Raw genomic sequence first — 15,648 nt, 5'->3', positions numbered from 1 at the left:
AGCAGTTCATCAATATGAAACTTTTAACTATTTCGTTGTCAAAGAAACACAAATCTTCTTTGAACAATAAGGAAAACAGATGAAAACATTATTCAAAAAATCAGTATTCGCTTTAACATTATTAGGCTTTGCAGGCACAGCGTTTGCTGATGCACAATCAGTTGCCGAATTACAACGCCGTTTAGAGCAAGTCAGCCAATACAGTGCTGATTTCGACCAAACTGTCCGTTCAAGCAAAGGGAAAGAGATCCAAAAAGGCAAAGGTAAATTCCAAGTAAAACGCCCGAATTTATTTAGAATGGATACCAAATCGCCACAGGAAAATTTAATTGTGTCGGACGGTAAAGATTTATGGTTTTACGATCCGTTCGTTTCGCAAGTAACAGTGAATACGGTGCAAGATGCGGTGAATAATACGCCGTTTGTGCTATTAACCAGTAGCGATAAAAACCATTGGAATCAATATGATGTGACACAAAATGCGGACACTTTCGTATTAAAGCCAAAATCGAAAAAAAGCAATTTAAAACAGTTTGATGTGCGAATTGACTCAAACGGCTTACTCAAAGGCTTCAGTACGATTGAGCGTGATGGGCAGAGTAATTTATATGTATTGCGTAACATTACCACAGGCGGTGTTTCAAACGATTTATTCAAATTCAGCGTGCCAAAAGGGGCGGAATTAGACGACCAACGTGGTGGCAAGAAATCGAAAAAATAATTGAATAACAAGCGGTCTTTTTCTTGCAAATTTTTGCAAAAAATCTACCGCTTGTTTATTGAGAGGGCGTGATGAAAACACTTTATAACCAACGAGATCCAAAAGAATGGGAACAATTCTTAGATTTACTCAAACAAGCAGTAAGTGAAGATAAGTTAGAACCTCTGTTCTCTATGTTTCTGACAGCGGATGAACGAGGATCATTAGGATTACGCTTGCAGATTGTGCAGTCATTATTAAAAGGTGATGTATCCCAACGTGAGATTCAGCAAAATTTGAACACCAGTGCGGCAACTATTACTCGTGGCTCAAATATGCTCAAAACACTAGACCCGAATTTCTTGCAATGGGTGAATGCGAAACTTAACGGTATGAAGTAAATGGCAAAGCATAAGAACCGTTTTCTAAGCTCTCTTTTGAAGAAAATAGGGCTTTTTTTTATTCCTCGAAAAATAAGAACAAAATCAAGCTGGTTTTGGTTTGGTTTTAGTCGTTTATTTACTTTTTTCGGAAGTTTATTCTTGATAGGCACTTTACTTTTTTCTGTTTTGCCTGTGCCGTATTCAGCTTATATGCTACAGAAAAAAGTAGAGAATACACTAAAAGGCAATTCATATAGCATCAAGAAGAAATGGGTAAGCCTTGAGGATATTTCTTGGCAAATGCAAATGGCGGTAATTGCTTCGGAAGATCAAAATTTTGAGAGTCATTTTGGTTTAGATCTTGGTGCAATAGAAAAGGTGTTAAAATTAAATGCGAAATCAAGAAAAATACGTGGTGGCTCTACGATTTCTCAACAAACCGTAAAAAATCTTTTTCTATGGCATGGGCAGAGTTGGGTGAGAAAAGGTATTGAAGCCCCCCTGACTATTTTGGTTGAGCATATTTGGACGAAATCACGCATTCTTGAGGTGTATCTTAATATTGCAGAATTTGGGCAGGGGATTTTTGGTGTTGAAGCCGCAGCTCAACATTTTTTCAAGAAATCCGCAAAAAATTTGAACTTGCAAGAAGCTGCATTATTAGCCGCCTCCTTACCTAACCCTCTAGTCTTTAAAGTTGATAAGCCCGGTTCAAGCATGCGAAAACGGCAAGCGTGGATTATCCGACAAGTTAATTTGCTAGATGGTAAGCATTATTTAGATAAACTTTAAAAGAGCATTAATATGAAAATACAAAGCAAAGCAACACTTGACACGATATTATCTCATCGTTCTATTCGTAAATTTAGCGAACAACCTATTTCAGAAGAGATTTTCCAAACCTTAATTCATGCTGGAAAAGTGGCGTCTAGCTCGAATCACTTACAATGCGTAAGCGTTATCCGTGTCACGGATAAACAAATTCGTGAAACCTTAAGAGAGGTTTCAGGTATGCAATATGTGGTGGACTGTGCAGAGTTTTTAGTGTTTTGCATTGATTTTAATAAACACAAACAGCTTGTACCAGAATCCCAATTAGAATGGGCTGAAGTGTCGATTATTGGAGCGGTTGATACGGGAATTTTTGCTCAAAATGTACTGTTAGCAGCAGAGTCTTTAGGGTTAGGTGGTGTTTATATTGGTGCATTGCGTAATGATATTAAACGTGTATCCGAAGCATTAAATTTGCCTGAATACTGTGTACCATTAGTCGGAATGTGTTTGGGCTATCCTGCACAAGATCCTGATTTAAAACCTCGTTTACCAAACACTTTGATTTGTCATACTAATCAGTATCAGCCTTTTGATGAGCTAGAATTTGCAAAATATAACGAAAATTTGACCGCTTACTACCAAGCGAGAATTGGCGAACCTCAGCAATGGCAAGTCGCAATTCATAAAACTTTAGACAAACCCGTTCGTCCACATATTCTGCCGTTTTTTAATCAGAAAGGATTATTGAAAAAATGAGATGGCTAATGCTATGCCGTGAGCCTCGCTTATATAGTTGCAAACGAATTAAAGAAGCCTGTGTAGAAAGAGGGATCGAACTGGATATTTTAGATCCTAACAGAATGCTACTTTCTCTAAAAAATGGGACCTTTGAGATTTTTTACCAAGAAGGAGAAAGCTACGAGAAACATCGCCCAGAGCCTGTTTTATTGAAGGATTACGATGGTATTTTGCCTCGTTTTGGTACAAGTAGTACGGAAATGGGCTGTGCTGTGCTACGCCATTTTGAAGCGAAAGGTATTCCTGTTTTGAATCACTCTGAAGCATTTGCTTTAGCCCGAAACAAATGGCGATCGTTGCAAAAATTATCCGAACATACTTTACCTATACCACATACCAATTTTGCAGGGAATTTAGTTTCGGTTAAATCGCAATTAGATCATTTCTCTTTCCCTACCATTTCAAAAGTCTTGAATGGCTCTCAAGGTAATGGCGTAATGTTGTTTGAAAATAAGCCTAATGCGGAGGCTGTGCTATCAACTTTTAGGCAAGTTGGTGAGCCTTATTTATGCCAGCAATTCATCAGTGAGGCAAAAGGGAAAGATATTCGTGCTTTTGTGATTGGAGAGAGTGTGATAGCTGCAATGAATAGAAATAATGTTTCAGAAGACTTTCGAGCCAATCTTCATCAAGGTGGAATTGCACGCCGTATTGAATTAAGTGAAGAAGAAAAAGAATTAGCAGTTAAAGCGACTAAAGTTTTAGGGCTTGATGTTGCTGGTGTGGATTTTTTGCGAACAAAAAATGGTACGGTTATTTTAGAAGTCAACGCAAGCCCAGGTTTTGAGGGCATAGAGCAAGTGAATGAAGTAAATATTGCGGTAGAAATAGTGAATTATTTTATTAATCGAAATATTAAATACCTAAAGAGTATTAGTTAAACGTTCGTTTATAGCCTATTTTCTGTAGAATTTCAAAAAATGTGATCTGAATCACAAAATTTCCTAAATTTTGGAGTAAAATATTTGTTGTTTAAATTTTGTAATTAGTTTATTAAAAAATAAGGTCATAAAATGAGCGATTTAAAGCAGCAAGCGCTTGATTTCCACGAATTTCCTATCCCAGGTAAAATATCAGTCACACCAACCAAATCTTTAGATACGCAGCACGATTTAGCATTAGCTTACTCACCAGGTGTTGCAGAGCCGTGTTTAGAAATTGAAAAAGATTCGTCAGCATCTTACCGTTATACCGCACGTGGTAACTTAGTGGCAGTAATTTCTAATGGTACAGCAGTATTGGGCTTAGGAAATATTGGTGCATTGGCTAGTAAACCAGTAATGGAAGGTAAAGGCGTTCTGTTTAAAAAATTTGCTGGTATTGATGTGTTTGATATTGAGATCAATGAAACTGATCCTAAAAAATTAGTAGATATTATCGCCTCATTAGAGCCTACTTTTGGCGGGATTAACCTAGAAGATATTAAAGCTCCAGAATGTTTTTATGTGGAACAAACATTACGTGAGCGTATGGGCATTCCAGTATTCCACGATGACCAACACGGCACAGCTATTGTAAGCGGTGCGGCAGTTATTAATGGTTTAGAAATTGTTGGTAAAAATATTTCAGAGGTTCGTTTAGTGGTAAACGGTGCCGGTGCTTCAGCGATTGCTTGTACTAATTTATTGCGTTCTTTAGGAGTGAAGAAAGAAAATATTACGATGTGCGACTCAAAAGGGGTAATTTTCCAAGGTCGTGGCGATAGTATGGATGAAACCAAACAGTTCTATGCTATTGAAGATAATGGACAAAGAACGCTTGCTGATGCAATTGCTAGCGCAGATGTATTCTTAGGCTGCTCAAAAGGCGGGGCATTAACGCAAGAAATGGTAAAAACAATGGCAAAAGATCCATTAATTCTTGCCCTTGCAAATCCAACACCTGAAATTACGCCAACAGAAGCGAAAGCTGTACGTGATGATGTGATTGTTTGCACTGGTCGTTCTGATTTCAAAAACCAAGTAAATAATGTGCTTTGTTTCCCATTCTTATTCCGTGGTGCATTAGATGTAGGCGCTAAAACAATTAATGATGAGATGAAAATGGCAGCCGCTCGTGCAATTGCTGAACTTGCAAAAGAACCTGTTCCGTTTGAGGTAATTTCAACTTATGGTGAATTGTCTTTCGGCCCAGATTATGTTATTCCAACGCCATTTGATCCACGTTTAATCGTTAATGTATCTATTGGGGTAGCAAAAGCAGCGATTGAGTCTGGCGTAGCAACTCGTCCAATTACGGATTGGAACGCTTATGCAGAACAATTGAAAAAGCTTGTGGCTTAATATTTTAATTGCATTTTTTTGCAATATAAGTAGAATACACAGTCGGCATATCTATATGGTATGCCGATATTTTTTCGGAAACAGCTGGGTCGCCTGCTGTTTTTTCTATTAACGGGGAAATCCCCATTTTAATTTAAGAGAATTAAACAATGTCATTTAAATTTGAAGCTGAAATTCGTTCGGCGCAAGGTAAGGGTGCGAGCCGCCGCCTGCGTCACAATGGTCAAGTTCCTGCGATCATCTATGGTGGTAGTGCAGAGCCTGTATCAATCATCTTAAACCACGATGATGTAAACAATGCACAAGTTCATGATGCGTTCTACAACGAAGTTTTAACTATCGTTGTTGGTGGTAAAGAAGAGCAAGTTAAAGTACAAGCGATTCAACGCCACCCGACTAAACCAAAATTAGTTCACTTAGACTTTAAACGTGCGTAATCACTTGTTTGTGAATTAAAGAAAAGGATTAAGTTTTTGAAACTTAATCCTTTTTTGCATTTCTAATAGAGTGCAAGCGGTTAAATTTTTGCAAAATTTTGCGAATCTGCTATACTGCTCCCCGAGTTGGTTAGACAATCGCTGGTTTATTGAAGCCCTCAAGTGCAGTAATGCGATCTAGGGGACAAGTAAACGAGAGGAAAGTCCGAGCTACACAGGGCAGAGTGCCGGATAACATCCGGGAGGCGTGAGCCTACGACCAGTGCAACAGAGAGCAGACCGCCTGTTTCGACAGGTAAGGGTGAAAGGGTGCGGTAAGAGCGCACCGTGTGGGTGGTAACATTCCACAGCAGGGTAAACTCCACTCGTAGCAAGACCAAATAGGAGCTCAATCGGTTGCCCGCCGAGAGTTCGGGTAGGTTGCTTGAGCGTATGTGTAAATATGCGCCTAGAGGAATGATTGTCCACGACAGAACTCGGCTTATCGACCAACTCACCGAATTTTGAAATGCGAACGGGGTAACTTGTTCGCTTTTTTCTTTTATAGTGAATTGAAATATGAAATTAATTAAAACGCTTATAATGGTGTTAGCTGCTTTATTTACGAAACAGGTTTTGGCACACCCACATTCTTTTGTAGATTTAAAAAATAACGTGATTGTTGAAGGCACCATGTTGAAATCATTTCAAATGGAATGGATGCTTGATGAAATTACTTCATCTGAGCTTATTTATGAAGTAAATAATAGTAGTGATAAAGCAAAAACAGAAAAAGATATTACAGTAGAGATGGTACAATCTGCGCTACTAAATCACTATTTTAGTGTGCTGTATGATAGTAAGAATCAACCTATTACCTTTACAACACAACCCACAGATACTCGTTTTGAAATTAAAAATAACCGTGTTATTTTCTATATTACGTTTCATCTAACTAAGCCTTATGATTTAAAACAGAATAGGGTATGGTTTTCCACTTATGAACCAAGTTATTACATTGCAATGGAATACAATAAAGAGAAGGATATTTCTATTAGTAATGCGAGTTGTAAAGCAAACCTAATTCAACCTCAGGTTGATACTAAATTACGCTTATATGCCTCAAGCTTGGATAAAACCCAATCGCCAGATATGCCCGATAATGAAGATTATTCATTAGGGGCACAATTTGCACAAAAAGTGGAGATGGTATGCGATTGAAGTCAAAACAATGGGGAATACTAGCGATCGGATTTCTCGCATTTTTTGCACTTTATCAACTTTATCCGATTTTGCTCTTTAAAGTGATAGAGTGGCAAAAGATATTTAATACTCAACTGTCTGGTTCATTGAATGCACTGAGTGACAATCAGCATCAAGCTGGAATAACATTAGTCTTTATTAGTTTTTTATATGGTGTTTTTCATGCTGTTGGACCAGGTCATGGGAAGTTTATTCTGACTAGTTACCTTTCCCTTGAAAAAACGAGGCTCAATCAGGTAATGAAGATTACCTTCGCTTCAGCCATAGTACAAGGTTTAGTGGCGATTTCGCTTGTCACCGTGATTGTGGTTATTTTTACTCTCTCTCGCCAATATTTTAATTTAACATTAAAATGGGTTGAGCGTGGTAGCTTTGCGATGATGATCTTGCTTGGGCTTTATTGGTCCTACCAAGTACTCAAAGATCTAATGAAAACGAATAAGCCTAAAATTAACGCAATTCGTGTTTCGCAAAATAATCTAAAAAATCAACCGCTTGTTAAGAAAACTCATCATATTCACAATGAAAATTGCGGTTGTGGGCATCAGCATTTACCATCACAACAAGAGATGCAGCAAGCAAAAGATCTTAAAGCGCAATTAATGCTAATTCTGAGCATTGGAGCAAGGCCTTGTTCTGGAGCGATATTAGTGCTCTTTCTTTCTTATACATTAGATCTCTATATCTGGGGTGTTATTTCAGCGTTGGTAATGGCATTAGGCACTGGTACAACATTAAGCCTATTTGCTATTTTTGTGCTTACTGCACGAAATAAGGCTGTAAAGATGAGCATCTGGTATTTATCTGCCCAAATGAATAAAAATGTGGCACGTTTACTCAAGTGTATATTGGGGATTGCCTTAATTTTCTTTGGTATAACATTATTCCACAGCAGTTTTATTGAAAGTAGCCCAAGTAGTTTATTTAAACGGTAGTAGGCATAAAATTTTATTATAAATCAGATTAAAAAAACTGTTTAAAGAATGTTAAATCAGTTACAATCGCCCAGTTTTATTTTAATTTAAGAGGTCTTTATGGATTCTATTATTCTATTCTTTGAAGGTATTCTTACTTGGATTGTTAATACTATTGATGGTCCATTATGGGATGTTACCATTATATTATTACTCGGAACGGGAATGTTCTTCACGATCACAACAGGCTTTGTTCAGCTTCGTTTACTGCCACAGAGTTTACGTGAGATGTGGGGAGGGCGTTCTGCTTCAGGTCAATCTCTTACCCCATTCCAAGCCTTTACGACAGGTTTAGCAAGCCGTGTTGGGGTTGGTAACATCGGTGGTGTGGCAACCGCGATTGCACTTGGTGGACCAGGTGCAGTTTTCTGGATGTGGGTAACGGCATTAATGGGTATGAGTTCGGCTTTTGCGGAATCTTCTCTAGCACAGCTATATAAAACGAAAGATCCGAACGGAATGTTTCGTGGTGGGCCTGCTTACTACATCACTCGTGGTTTAAAACTTCCTTCATTAGCTATTGCTTTTGCAGTAACGTTAATCTTTACCTTTGGTTTTGCCTTTAATGCGGTGCAATCTAACTCTATTGTAGAAGCAACCAAAAATGCGTGGGATTGGAACCCTATTTATGTTGGTATTACTTTAGTGGTTATTACGGGCATCATCATTTCTGGTGGGGTAAAACGAATCGGTAAAGTTTCCGCTCAAGTTGTACCTATGATGGCACTTTTCTACTTAATTATTGCGGTGATTATTCTTGGAATGAATATTGAACGAGTTCCACATATTATCGGTTTAATTATTGAGAGTGCTTTTGATTTCTCAGCTGCAGCGGGTGGTATGTTCGGAGCATTAGTTTCAAAAACGATGTTAATGGGGATTAAGCGTGGTTTATTCTCAAACGAAGCGGGTATGGGTTCTGCCCCAAACTCAGCTGCAACATCAGATGCTAAACACCCGGCAAGCCAAGGTTTAATTCAAATGCTAGGTGTATTTGTCGATACTATGGTGGTTTGTACCTGTACAGCTATTATTATCTTAATGTCAGACAACTATGGTGGTGAAAGCTTAAGAGGTATTTCTCTGACTCAAAACGCATTACAATTCCACTTAGGCGAATTTGGGCTACATTTCTTAGCTTTTGTTATCCTCCTTTTCTGCTTTACCTCAATTATTGGTAACTACGCTTATGCAGAAACCAATATTCGCTATATTAAAAATAATGCGTGGTTTGTGTGGGGCTTCCGTACAGTGGTGTTATTCTTCGTGTACTTCGGTGCAGTGCGGGATGGCGGTATCGTTTGGGCGTTTGCTGACACCGTAATGGCATCAATGGCGGTAATCAACCTAGTAGCAATTTTAATTCTTGCACCTATTGTGTGGATTATTATGAAAGATTATATCCATCAGCTTAAACAAGGCAAAGAACCTGTATTTAGAATTGAAGAACATCAAGATTTAATTCACAAAGGTGTTGATCCACTCATTTGGAAATCAAAAGAGTAATTCAAATATCAAGAAATAAGCGGTCTAATTTACAAAAAAATTTACAAATTAGACCGCTTACGTATTTTAGAGTTAGCCCAAAATCTTGCGAAGAGCAGAGCCGATTTCTGCAAGGCTTCTCACGGTAGTTACACCAGCATCTTCCAGTGCTTTGAACTTCTCATCTGCTGTGCCTTTGCCGCCGCTGATAATTGCCCCAGCGTGTCCCATTCGTTTGCCTTTTGGTGCCGTTACGCCTGCGATGTAGCTTACTACCGGTTTGGTGACGTTCGCTTTGATGAAAGCTGCCGCTTCTTCTTCCGCTGAACCGCCGATTTCGCCGATCATCACAATCGCTTCGGTTTCAGGGTCTTCTTGGAATAGTTTCAGAATATCAATAAAGTTCGAGCCCGGGATTGGGTCGCCCCCGATTCCCACGCAAGTGGATTGTCCAAAACCTTCATCGGTGGTCTGTTTTACCGCTTCGTAGGTTAGGGTGCCGGAGCGGGAAACGATGCCGATGTTGCCTTTTTTGTGGATATTGCCCGGCATAATGCCGATTTTGCATTCATCAGGGGTAATCACACCTGGGCAGTTCGGGCCGATCATCCGCACGCCGGTTTGGGTTAAGCGTTGTTTCACTTCGAGCATATCCAAGGTTGGAATGCCTTCGGTGATGCAGACGATAAGCTGAATGCCGGCATCAATCGCTTCTAAAATTGCATCTTTACAGCCCGGAGCCGGTACATAAATCACAGTTGCGGTTGCCCCTGTTGCTTCCACCGCTTCACGCACGGTGTTGAACACCGGCAAGCCTAAATGGGTTGTGCCGCCTTTGTTTGGCGAAACGCCACCCACTAATTGCGTACCGTAGGCGAGAGCCTGTTCGCTATGGAATGTGCCTTGTCCGCCGGTAAAACCTTGGCAAATTACTTTTGTGTTTTTATCAATTAAAATCGACATCTTTTCCTCCTAATTTGCAGATTTTACCGCTAATTCAGCCGCTTGTGTCAGCGTGCTAGCGGCTAAAATGCTCAGTCCGCTGTTCGCTAAAATTTCACGCCCTTGCTCGGCATTCGTTCCTTCTAAACGCACAATCACCGGCACATTCACGCCCACTTCATTTACTGCAGCAATCACGCCGTCTGCGATCAAATCACAACGCACAATACCGCCGAAAATATTCACCAACACCGTTTTAACGTTCGGATCAGATAAAATCAGCTTGAATGCCGCCGCCACACGCTCTTTGGTCGCTCCGCCACCTACATCAAGGAAGTTGGCAGGTTTTCCGCCGTGCAGTTTCACGATATCCATTGTGCCCATTGCAAGCCCTGCACCGTTTACCATACAGCCGATGTTGCCGTCTAACGCCACATAGTTCAAGCTCCATTTCTCCGCTTCCGCTTCACGTTCGTCATCTTGGCTTAAGTCTTGCAATGCTTTTAAATCAGGGTGGCGATAAAGGGCGTTGCTGTCAATTGACATTTTTGCATCTAAGCAGAGTAGTTTCCCCTCTTTGGTCACGACAAGCGGATTGACTTCCAACAAGACGAGATCTTTTTCCACGAATAAACGTGCTAATTTCACGAAAATATCAGCGAATTGTTTCACTTCATCGCCTTTTAAGCCGAGTTTGAAAGCGAGTTCACGCCCTTGGTAGCCTTGCCCGCCCACAAGCGGATCAATAGCTGCTTTATGAATCAGTTCAGGGGTGTGTTCTGCCACCTCTTCAATGTTCATTCCACCGGCACTGGATGCCATAAACACCACTTTTTGAGCGGAACGATCCACCACGGCACCCAAATAGAGTTCACGGTCGATATTGCAGGTTTCTTCCAGATAAATGGTGTTTACCGGCTGCCCGTTAGCATCGGTTTGGAAGGTCACCAAACGCTTGCCAAGCCATTGCTCGGCAAAGGCTTTCACTTCCTCCGCAGAGTGAACTAATTTCACCCCACCGGCTTTACCACGCCCACCGGCGTGTACTTGGCATTTTGCTGCCCATTGTTCGCCTTGTAATTGCGAAATAGCGGCAACGGCTTCTTCTGCACTGGAACAGGCAATGCCTTGGCTAACCGGCAGTCCGTATTGTTTAAAGATTTGTTTTGCTTGATATTCGTGTAGGTTCATAGAAGTTCCTTCCTTGCTGTGTTTTATGTTACTTTTCTTTGCTGTGCAAAGCAAAGTAACTAAAAGAGAGCACACCCTGCTTCGTTGCTGTTCCTCACTTTATTAAAATTTTCTTAACGAAAAATAACCCTGATGTTCGCTTTGCTCTCGCTCGGGATTATTTTTCTAAAAATTTTAAGTCGTTCGGGCAACTCAGAAGGGAACCCGAAATAGGGGCAGCATATAGGTATGTAAATTTTTATTATAAATAGACCGCTTGTAGTGAAAACTACAAGCGGTCGAATTTGTTAGATTTCTAGCAATAAGCGAGTTGGGTCTTCGAGCAACTCTTTAACGGTGACTAAGAAGCCGACAGACTCTTTGCCGTCAATTAAGCGGTGGTCGTAGCTTAAGGCTAAATACATCATTGGGCGGATCACCACTTGTCCGTCAATCGCAACCGGACGGTCTTTGATAGCGTGCATTCCCAAAATCGCACTTTGTGGTGGATTGATAATCGGGGTAGACATCAATGAACCGAACACGCCGCCATTGGTGATGGTGAAGTTACCGCCGGTTAAGTCTTCCACGGTAAGTTTGCCGTCACGGCCTTTCTCCGCCAGCTCTTTAATTTTTTTCTCGATTTCCGCCATACTTAGTTTGTCACAATCACGCAACACCGGCGTGACTAAGCCACGAGGAGTGGAAACTGCAATGCTGACATCGAAGTAGTTGTGGTAAACCACGTCATCGCCGTCAATCGAGGCATTGATTTCAGGGTAACGTTTTAATGCTTCCACCACGGCTTTGATGTAGAACGACATAAAGCCTAAACGCACGCCGTGTTGTTTTTCAAACTTCTCGCCGTAGGTTTTACGCAGGTTCATAATCGGCTGCATATCCAGCTCGTTGAAAGTGGTGAGCATTGCCGTGGTGTTTTTCGCTTCAAGTAAACGTTCTGCAATGCGTTTGCGTAGGCGAGTCATCGGCACACGTTTTTCGCTGCGGCTGTTGAATGCTACGGTGCTAACGGTGTTTTGCGTTGTGGCAGACTCTTTCACTTGAGCCAGTTGCACACGCTTGGCGATCTCTTTTTCAATATCTTCACGGGTAATTCTGCCACCCACGCCGCTGCCTTGAATATCTGTTGCTCGCAGGTCGTGTTCCGCTAATAAACGACGAATTGCCGGGCCTTGATCGTCTGCATTCGCGTGACTGTTTTCAATCGCAGCGTGCTTGCGGTCTGATGGGGTAGATTCTGTTTTTTGCTCAATAGTGGCAGAGCTGATATCGCCTACTTGTGCTGTATCTAATTTACCTAAAACTTGTTTTGACACAACCGTTGCACCTTCCGATTGTGTAATTTCAGCAAGTACGCCATCACTTATAGCAGGTACTTCCAAAACTACTTTGTCTGTTTCGATCTCAACGAGGATTTCATCACGTTTTACACTGTCTCCCACTTTTTTATGCCAAGTTGCAACGCTTGCGTCAGCTACAGATTCAGGAAGGTCTGGCGTTAAAATTTCGATTGTCATTTTATTTTCCTTTTCTTGTTAGAGCGTATTTTACGTCTAGTAAATTTGTAAGATTTTGTTGAAAATTAACCGCTTGTAAGGCGTATTATCTACGTCCATTTATTGTAATTAAGCAATGGTTAAAGCATCTTCAACAAGCTGTTTCTGTTGTTTTGCGTGTAGTGATGGGTAGCCTACCGCTGGAGAAGCTGAAGCCACTCTGCCTGCGTAAGTTAATTTTGCCCCTTCCGGAATAGAAGCTTCAAAATTGTGTTTACTGCAATACCACGCCCCTTGATTTAATGGCTCTTCTTGGCACCATACAAAGTCAGTAACGTGAGCATAAGGTTCAAGAATTTGTTTCATTTCCTCAAGAGGGAATGGGTAGAGTTGTTCAATACGAATAATTGCAACATCTTTTTGATTGTTCTCACGGCGTTTTTCAATTAAGTCGTAGTAAACTTTACCCGAGCACATTACCACACGTTTAACTTGTTTCGGATCGATATTATCGATCTCGCCAATCACATTTTGGAATATACCGTTAATGAGTTCATCAAGCGATGATACCGCAAGCGGGTGGCGTAGTAGCGATTTTGGTGTAATCGCAACCAATGGACGACGCATTTTGCGAATTGCTTGGCGGCGTAGCATATGGTAAACCTGAGCAGGTGTTGATGGTACACACACTTGCATATTTTGCTGAGCACAAAGTTGCAAATAACGCTCAAGGCGTGCAGAGGAGTGTTCAGGACCTTGACCTTCATAACCGTGTGGAAGAAGCATCACTAAGCCACACATTCTGCCCCATTTTTGCTCGCCAGAGCTGATGAATTGATCGATCACAATTTGTGCTCCGTTGGCGAAGTCGCCAAATTGTGCTTCCCAAATAGTTAAGGTTTTCGGATCAGTTGTTGCAAAGCCATATTCAAAGGCAAGAACCGCTTCTTCGGAAAGTACGGAATCCCAAACTTGGAAACGGCCTTGATTTGCGTGTAACTGTGTTAGTGGTACATAGCCTGTACCATCATTTTGGTTATGAATAACGGCGTGGCGGTGGAAGAATGTACCACGTCCTGCATCTTCACCTGATAAACGAACGTGTGTACCTTCATCAAGCAAAGTTGCATATGCCATTGTTTCAGCCATACCCCAGTCAAATAATTTTTTGCCTTCGTACATTTCTTTACGATCAGCATAAATCTTCTCAACACGAGAATGAGCTTTTAGTGCTTCAGGGTATTCACAAACACGCTTAGCAATGGTTAAGAAACGATCTTCTGGGAATTTGCTCTCATAAGGTGCAGTCCAGTCATAGTTGAGATATTGCAACCAATCAACTGCTGCCATATCTAATTCACGCCATTCAGCCACTACACGTTCGCCATTATCTAAGGCATCACGATAGAGATTGAGCATTTCAATTTCTTGATCGTTGGTTAATACTCCTTCTTCAATTAAGCGGTCAGCATAAACTTTGCGTGGCGTTGGGTGTTTTTTAATGATGCTATACATCATCGGCTGAGTCGCTAACGGCTCGTCCGCCTCGTTATGACCATGACGGCGGTAAGAGATCAAATCAATGAAAATATCGCGTTTGAATTTGGTGCGATATTCCACCGCCATTCTTGCCGCAAATGCAACCGCTTCCGGATCATCACCATTGACGTGAATAATCGGTGCTTGGACCATCTTCGCAATGTCAGTACAGAATTCGGTAGAGCGAGTGTCATTCGGATTAGAGGTCGTAAAGCCGATTTGATTGTTGATGACGATACGAATCGTACCGCCCACTTTGTAGCCACGAGCATTCGCCATATTTAAGGTTTCTTGCACCACACCTTGCCCTGCAACAGCAGAGTCGCCATGAACCGTCACTGCTAACACTTTTTCGTGTTCGGTGTCACGCATACGTTCTTGTCTTGCACGTACCGAGCCGATAACTACCGGGCTTACGATCTCTAAATGCGATGGGTTGAATGCCAAAGTGAGGTGAACGTTTTTATCATCTACCGCAAAGTTTGAAGAGAAACCTTGGTGATATTTTACATCGCCTGTACGATTTTCATCAGCATGCTTGCCGGCAAATTCATCGAATAATTCCGCCGGGCGTTTACCAAATACATTTACTAACATATTTAAACGACCACGATGAGCCATACCTACAACTACATCTGTCATTCCTTGACGAGAGGAGTGGCGTATAATTTCTTTCATCATTGGAATGAACGCATCGCTACCTTCTAACGAGAAACGTTTCGCCCCTGGGAATTTCGCCCCTAAGTAACGTTCTAAACCATCTGCCGCAGTCAGTTCACTTAATAGATTGAGTTTTTCCTCTTTAGTGAAAAGCGGTTTGTGGATAACGCTTTCGATTTTAGCTTGTAGCCAGTTACGCTGTTCAATGTCTTGAACGTGCATAAATTCTAAGCCGATAGGACCTAAATAAGTTTCTTTCAATGCTGTATTGAGTTCACTTAGTTTCATTGTGTCTTTGCCGTAAACATATTTTCCAACAGAGAAAGTTTCGTTTAGATCTTCATCGGTAAAGCCGTGATATTTATAATCTAGCTCAGGTACACTGGAGGTTTTCCAGCGATAATAATTAATTGGGTCAAGTTTTGCTTCTAAATAGCCTCTAAAGCGGTGTGCATTAATCCATTGAAGTAAACGAACTTGCTTTGCTCCTGCTTCTGGATCAATAACAGTTACAGATTGAGGTTGTTGTTCGCGGGCTAATTTACGGAAATATTCACGTACTTTTGAATGGGACTGTTCAATATGAGAGGTTTTAGGGAATGAATCAAAGATGGTTCTCCAGCTTTCATCAACGCTTGCTGGATTTTCTAAATATTGTTCATAAATTTCTTCGACATAAGATTGGTTTGAACCGCCGAGAGGAGAAGAGCAAATCCAATCATCAAAATGTTTATATTGCATAAAG

14 protein-coding genes and 1 other RNA gene are annotated in these 15,648 nt (G+C 41.1%); 11 read left to right on the top strand and 4 right to left on the bottom strand.

The window, feature by feature from the left end; translation table 11 throughout:
- The first annotated feature begins 79 nt into the window (after positions 1 to 79).
- The 11 genes from lolA to A6B40_RS02010 all read left to right on the top strand — a co-directional run bounded on the left by lolA (position 80) and on the right by A6B40_RS02010 (position 9,096).
- Entirely contained in the window at positions 80 to 721 is a 642-nt protein-coding gene (gene lolA / locus A6B40_RS02060) for an outer membrane lipoprotein periplasmic chaperone LolA (protein ID WP_176671405.1), read from the top strand.
- A 71-nt stretch (positions 722 to 792) separates the two neighbouring features.
- Entirely contained in the window at positions 793 to 1,101 is a 309-nt protein-coding gene (gene trpR, locus A6B40_RS02055; protein ID WP_025247800.1) for a trp operon repressor, read from the top strand.
- Positions 1,102 to 1,875 (top strand): monofunctional biosynthetic peptidoglycan transglycosylase, encoded by a 774-nt coding sequence (gene mtgA / locus A6B40_RS02050; RefSeq protein WP_025247799.1) that lies wholly within the window; start codon positions 1,102 to 1,104, stop codon positions 1,873 to 1,875. It begins immediately after the preceding gene.
- Positions 1,876 to 1,893: 18 nt separating this feature from the next.
- A complete protein-coding gene (gene nfsA / locus A6B40_RS02045; RefSeq protein ID WP_138317201.1) occupies positions 1,894 to 2,613 on the top strand; it encodes an oxygen-insensitive NADPH nitroreductase in 720 nt (239 codons plus the stop codon).
- Positions 2,610 to 3,536 carry a RimK family alpha-L-glutamate ligase gene (locus A6B40_RS02040; protein WP_138317018.1) on the top strand — a complete coding sequence of 309 codons (927 nt, stop codon included), beginning with the start codon at positions 2,610 to 2,612 and terminating at the stop codon, positions 3,534 to 3,536. The genes nfsA and A6B40_RS02040 overlap by 4 nt, the downstream gene beginning before the upstream one ends.
- Before the next feature lie 132 nt (positions 3,537 to 3,668).
- Positions 3,669 to 4,937, top strand: a complete 1,269-nt coding sequence (locus A6B40_RS02035; RefSeq protein WP_025247796.1) for a malic enzyme-like NAD(P)-binding protein — start codon at positions 3,669 to 3,671, stop codon at positions 4,935 to 4,937.
- Positions 4,938 to 5,086: 149 nt separating this feature from the next.
- Positions 5,087 to 5,374, top strand: coding sequence for a 50S ribosomal protein L25 (gene rplY, locus A6B40_RS02030; protein WP_025217446.1), 288 nt, complete (start codon positions 5,087 to 5,089; stop codon positions 5,372 to 5,374).
- Positions 5,375 to 5,496: 122 nt separating this feature from the next.
- Positions 5,497 to 5,874, top strand: an RNA gene (rnpB, locus tag A6B40_RS02025) — RNase P RNA component class A.
- Positions 5,875 to 5,932: 58 nt separating this feature from the next.
- Positions 5,933 to 6,574 carry a DUF1007 family protein gene (locus tag A6B40_RS02020; protein WP_025217445.1) on the top strand — a complete coding sequence of 214 codons (642 nt, stop codon included), beginning with the start codon at positions 5,933 to 5,935 and terminating at the stop codon, positions 6,572 to 6,574.
- A complete protein-coding gene (locus A6B40_RS02015; RefSeq protein WP_176671404.1) occupies positions 6,565 to 7,551 on the top strand; it encodes a nickel/cobalt transporter in 987 nt (328 codons plus the stop codon). Before A6B40_RS02020 ends, A6B40_RS02015 begins: the two co-directional genes overlap by 10 nt.
- A gap of 99 nt (positions 7,552 to 7,650) precedes the next feature.
- Positions 7,651 to 9,096, top strand: a complete 1,446-nt coding sequence (locus A6B40_RS02010) for an alanine/glycine:cation symporter family protein (protein ID WP_176671403.1) — start codon at positions 7,651 to 7,653, stop codon at positions 9,094 to 9,096.
- 72 nt (positions 9,097 to 9,168) lie between these two features.
- Here A6B40_RS02010 and sucD read toward each other — a convergent pair whose 3' ends face one another.
- The 4 genes from sucD to sucA form a co-directional block, all read right to left on the bottom strand.
- On the bottom strand, positions 9,169 to 10,038 hold the full coding sequence (gene sucD / locus A6B40_RS02005) for a succinate--CoA ligase subunit alpha (protein ID WP_025247792.1): 870 nt from the start codon (positions 10,036 to 10,038) through the stop codon (positions 9,169 to 9,171).
- A gap of 9 nt (positions 10,039 to 10,047) precedes the next feature.
- Positions 10,048 to 11,208 carry an ADP-forming succinate--CoA ligase subunit beta gene (sucC, locus tag A6B40_RS02000; protein WP_176671402.1) on the bottom strand — a complete coding sequence of 387 codons (1,161 nt, stop codon included), beginning with the start codon at positions 11,206 to 11,208 and terminating at the stop codon, positions 10,048 to 10,050.
- A 287-nt stretch (positions 11,209 to 11,495) separates the two neighbouring features.
- Positions 11,496 to 12,725: a 2-oxoglutarate dehydrogenase complex dihydrolipoyllysine-residue succinyltransferase gene (gene odhB, locus A6B40_RS01995; RefSeq protein ID WP_176671401.1), complete on the bottom strand. Its 1,230-nt coding sequence runs from the start codon at positions 12,723 to 12,725 to the stop codon at positions 11,496 to 11,498.
- A 108-nt stretch (positions 12,726 to 12,833) separates the two neighbouring features.
- Positions 12,834 to 15,644 (bottom strand): 2-oxoglutarate dehydrogenase E1 component, encoded by a 2,811-nt coding sequence (gene sucA, locus A6B40_RS01990; RefSeq protein ID WP_176671400.1) that lies wholly within the window; start codon positions 15,642 to 15,644, stop codon positions 12,834 to 12,836.
- Positions 15,645 to 15,648 lie beyond the last annotated feature (4 nt).

The organism is Mannheimia varigena, assembly GCF_013377235.1.
GTDB classification, from domain to species: domain Bacteria; phylum Pseudomonadota; class Gammaproteobacteria; order Enterobacterales; family Pasteurellaceae; genus Mannheimia; species Mannheimia varigena.
This window is presented reverse-complemented; position numbering and strand designations above follow the sequence as displayed.